General features: G+C 74.5%; 3 protein-coding genes and 1 pseudogene. 2 read left to right on the forward strand and 2 right to left on the reverse strand.

The window, feature by feature from the left end; translation table 11 throughout:
- Positions 1 to 456 (forward strand): Rossmann-fold NAD(P)-binding domain-containing protein (locus PROKR_RS35395; protein ID WP_051433132.1); only part of this gene is annotated, 456 nt, incomplete at its 5' end.
- A gap of 53 nt (positions 457 to 509) precedes the next feature.
- On the forward strand, positions 510 to 1,589 hold the full coding sequence (zapE, locus tag PROKR_RS18520) for a cell division protein ZapE (RefSeq protein ID WP_036965566.1): 1,080 nt from the start codon (positions 510 to 512) through the stop codon (positions 1,587 to 1,589).
- A 6-nt stretch (positions 1,590 to 1,595) separates the two neighbouring features.
- Here zapE and PROKR_RS18525 read toward each other — a convergent pair whose 3' ends face one another.
- Both PROKR_RS18525 and PROKR_RS18530 read right to left on the reverse strand, forming a co-directional pair.
- Positions 1,596 to 2,465, reverse strand: coding sequence for a PPK2 family polyphosphate kinase (locus PROKR_RS18525; RefSeq protein WP_036965568.1), 870 nt, complete (start codon positions 2,463 to 2,465; stop codon positions 1,596 to 1,598).
- 58 nt (positions 2,466 to 2,523) lie between these two features.
- Positions 2,524 to 3,653, reverse strand: a pseudogene (locus PROKR_RS18530) (hypothetical protein); the annotation flags it as partial.

Here is a 3,653-nt window from a genome sequence, read left to right on the forward strand (position 1 = left end):
CGGGACGGCCTGCCGCTGCCCGGCGCCGTCGTGGCGTCGATCGGCGGCTGGCACAAGGGCGCCGCCCTGCTCGACGAGGACCCGGACCGGTGGACGGCTACGCTGGCCTCCCACCTCACCGCGCACCTCGACGTCGCCCGCGCGCTCGCCCCGTTGCTCGGGCCGGGCGACCCCTACGTGGTGCTCAACGGCGCCGCGTCCCGGGAGCCCATGGCCGGGTCCGGCGCGATCTGCGTCACCGGGGCCGGGCTCGCGATGCTGGTCCAGGTGCTGCGCGTGGAGGCAGAGCAGGCGCCGTCCGGTGCCGTCCGGTTCCATGAGCTCGTCATCGACCACGCCGTCGCGGGCGACGACCGCAACGCCGACCCGGCCCAGACGCGGACGACGGCACAGGTGGTCACGGCCCTGCGCGGGGTGCTCGACGACGCCGTCGCGCCCGCCGTCACGCACGTGTGACGTTGCTCTCGTGGCACGCCCGGTGACGCCGGGCGCCGGTAATCTTTGGCTTCGTGACAGCCCCCGCCGACACCCAGACCGCCCGGACCACCGAGGCCGCCCGCACCACCCAGGCAGCCCTCAGCGCCGTCCGTCCGCAGGTCCCCGTCGACCGGCTCGTCACCGACCTCGTACCGCCGCGGCACTTCGCCGCCGCCCGCTTCGCGACCTACCGGGCCAACCCCGCGCACCCCAGCCAGGGCCGCGCGCTGAACCGGCTGCAGGAGATCGCCCAGCAGATCGTCGCCCCCCGGCGCGGCCTGTTCGCCCGCCGCCAGCCGGCTCCCGCCGTCTACCTCGACGGCGGCTTCGGCGTCGGCAAGACGCACCTGCTGACCTCGCTCGCGCACGCCGTCGGTGAGGCTCTCGGCCCGGACAAGGCCGCGTACGGCACGTTCGTCGAGTACACCAACCTGGTCGGCGCCCTCGGGTTCCTGCCGACCGTCGAGGCGCTGGCCGCGAAGAAGCTGGTCTGCATCGACGAGTTCGAGCTCGACGACGCCGGTGACACGACGCTGATGTCCCGCCTCATGCGCGAGCTGGCCGACCGCGGCGTCGCGCTCGCCGCGACGTCGAACACGCTGCCCGGCGCCCTGGGCGAGGGCCGGTTCGCAGCGCAGGACTTCCAGCGCGAGATCAAGGCGCTGTCCGACCGCTTCGAGACCCTGCGGGTCGACGGCGAGGACTACCGCCACCGCGACGTCGTCACCGACCCCGAGCCGCTGAGCGCCGCGGAGGTCGCGGCCGCCGCGGCCCGCCCGGGCGCCACCCTCGACGCGTTCGACGACCTGCTGGAGCACCTGGCCACGGTGCACCCCAGCCGCTACGGCGCGCTGCTCGACGGCGTCTCCGTGGTCGCCCTGACCGGCGTGCACCCCGTCACCGCCCAGGCGGTCGCGCTGCGCCTCGTGGTGCTCGTGGACCGGCTGTACGACCGCGACGTGCCCGTGCTGCTCGCCGGCTCCGGCGACACCCGCGGGCTGTTCACCGAGGAGATGCTCGCCGGCGGGTACCGCAAGAAGTACTACCGGGCGCTGTCCCGGCTGGGCGCGCTGGCCGAGGAAGGGCGCAGGCTCGTCCCTGGCCCGAACTGAGCCGGGTCAGGTCGCAGCGAGCCGTGCCTTCTCCGCCGCCACGTCGAAATCGGCGGGCGGCCAGCCCAGGTCGAGCGACCGCAGGGCACCGGTCAGCAGCTCCGTGACGGCCAGGCGCGAGTACCACTTGCGGTCCGCGGGCACCACGTACCAGGGCGCGACGTCCGTGGAGGTGCGGTCCAGCATCTCCTGGTACGCCGCGAGGTACTCGGGCAGCTTGAGCCGCACGTCGACGTCGCTCGGGTTGTACTTCCAGTGCTTGTCCGGCCGGTCGAGCCGCTTGGCCAGGCGCTTCTTCTGCTCGTCGGACGAGACCATGAGGGCCACCTTGACGATCTCGGTGCCCGAGCTCGCCACCTCGGCCTCGAACTCGTTCAGCTCGTCGTAGTGCCGGCGCCAGGTCTCCTCCGGCTCCAGCTTGTCCACCCGCACCACCAGCACCTGCTCGTGGTGCGACCGGTCGAAGACGCCGACGTAGCCGGGCCGCGGCAGGGCGTTGCGGATGCGCCACAGGTAGCCGCGCTCGCGCTCCTCCTGCGTCGGCACGCCGAACCCGCGGTGCATCACGCCCTGCGGGTCCACCATGCCCACCACGTGCCGCACGATGCCGCCCTTGCCCGACGTGTCCAGGCCCTGGAGCACGAGCAGCACGGACCGGTCGCCGCCGGTGCGACCGTGCGCGAAGAGGCGCTCCTGCAGATCGGCGAGCTCGTCGCCGCGGTCGGTCATCACCTTCTCGCCGTCGGCCCGCGTGCCGGTCCAGCCGGGCGTGCCCGCCGGGTCCAGGGCGGTCAGGTCGGTGCCGCGCACCCACCGCAGCGCCTCGTCGGCAGAGGTCGTCCAGCGGCCCGCCTTCCGTGCCGGATCCTTCGCCATCGGACGCCTCCTCGAGCCCGACCGGCGGCAGCCGGTCACCGAACCTCAGAATCCCAGGTCAGACCTCTGCGCGCAGCACGGCGGTCATGCGCGGCGGCACGGTCAGCGTGTCGCCCACCAGGCGGGTCGCGCCAGGCTCCCACGCGGCCGCCAGCCGGAAGGCGCCCGGCAGCGGTGCCCGGCTGGCTCCCTCGGCCGGGCGCAGCAGGCTGCCGAGCCGCAGGGCGGCGAGGCCGTGGCCCGTGTTCAGCACGAACGCCAGGCTGCCCCGCAGCACCGCGATGACCGACCGGTCGGCCGTGGACCGGATCTCCAGGGGGAGGTCCAGCTCGTCGGTGATGGCGTGCCGGATGCCGATCAGGTCGTGCGCCCAGCGCACCAGGCGCTGCTCGTTGGCGCTGCGCGGCACCACCGGCACGTGCACGGTGTCCAGCACCAGGGGGTTGCCCGCGAGCAGGACGGTCGCGAGCACGCTGGCCCGGATGTCGACGTCGTCCACGCCCAGCAGGGCCGTGGCAGGGCTCTCCTCGCCCGCCCACGGCACGGTGAGCTGGGCGGCGGGCAGCCGGGTGATGTCCTCCACCACGCTGGCGCCGGCCCGCACGCGGTTGCGCCGTCCGCCGTTCTGGCGGGTGGCGCGGCGCACGGAGGGGTGCACCAGGTCGGCGAGCATCTGCAGGGCCTGGATGTCCTCGGTCTTGCCGGGACCGGACAGGATGCGCAGCAGGATCGAGGTGAGGCGGTCGCTGCGGCCGGGGCCGTCCACGAGCAGGCTGAACCGGCGGTCGAGCTGCTCGCCCAGGCCCACGACGTAGTCGGCGAGCTCGCCGAGGAACGGCGTGGGGGAGCGGTCCACGAGCGCGTCGACGTCGAGCACGAGGCCGTCGACGTGGTATTCGCGCAGCCAGTGCCGCGCGTCGTCCACGAGGAAGTCCCGGGGCCCGCGGCTGCCGCTGCCGTCGAGGTTGATGCGGTCGCCCACGTAGTCGGTGCGCACCGTCGGCGAGGACGGCACCTTGCCGGCCCGGGTGCCGATCGTGGGCACCTGCCCGGTGCGGAGCTGGATGGGGCCGGTGCGTGGCCGGTCGAGCGGTACCTGGCCGGTCCGCGGGCGCATGGCCTGCAGGGCATGCTCGCCCGCGTCGCCGAAGTCGGGCCGCTGCACGCGCGGCCGGCCACCGCCGCCGG

Origin of the sequence: Promicromonospora kroppenstedtii DSM 19349, assembly GCF_000515355.1 — a bacterium.
GTDB lineage: Bacteria > Actinomycetota > Actinomycetes > Actinomycetales > Cellulomonadaceae > Promicromonospora > Promicromonospora kroppenstedtii.

Bases quoted from the DNA above. Each gene is read 5' to 3' on its own strand.
- PROKR_RS18525 (WP_036965568.1), bottom strand. From the start codon at position 2,465: ATGGCGAAGGATCCGGCACGGAAGGCGGGCCGCTGGACGACCTCTGCC.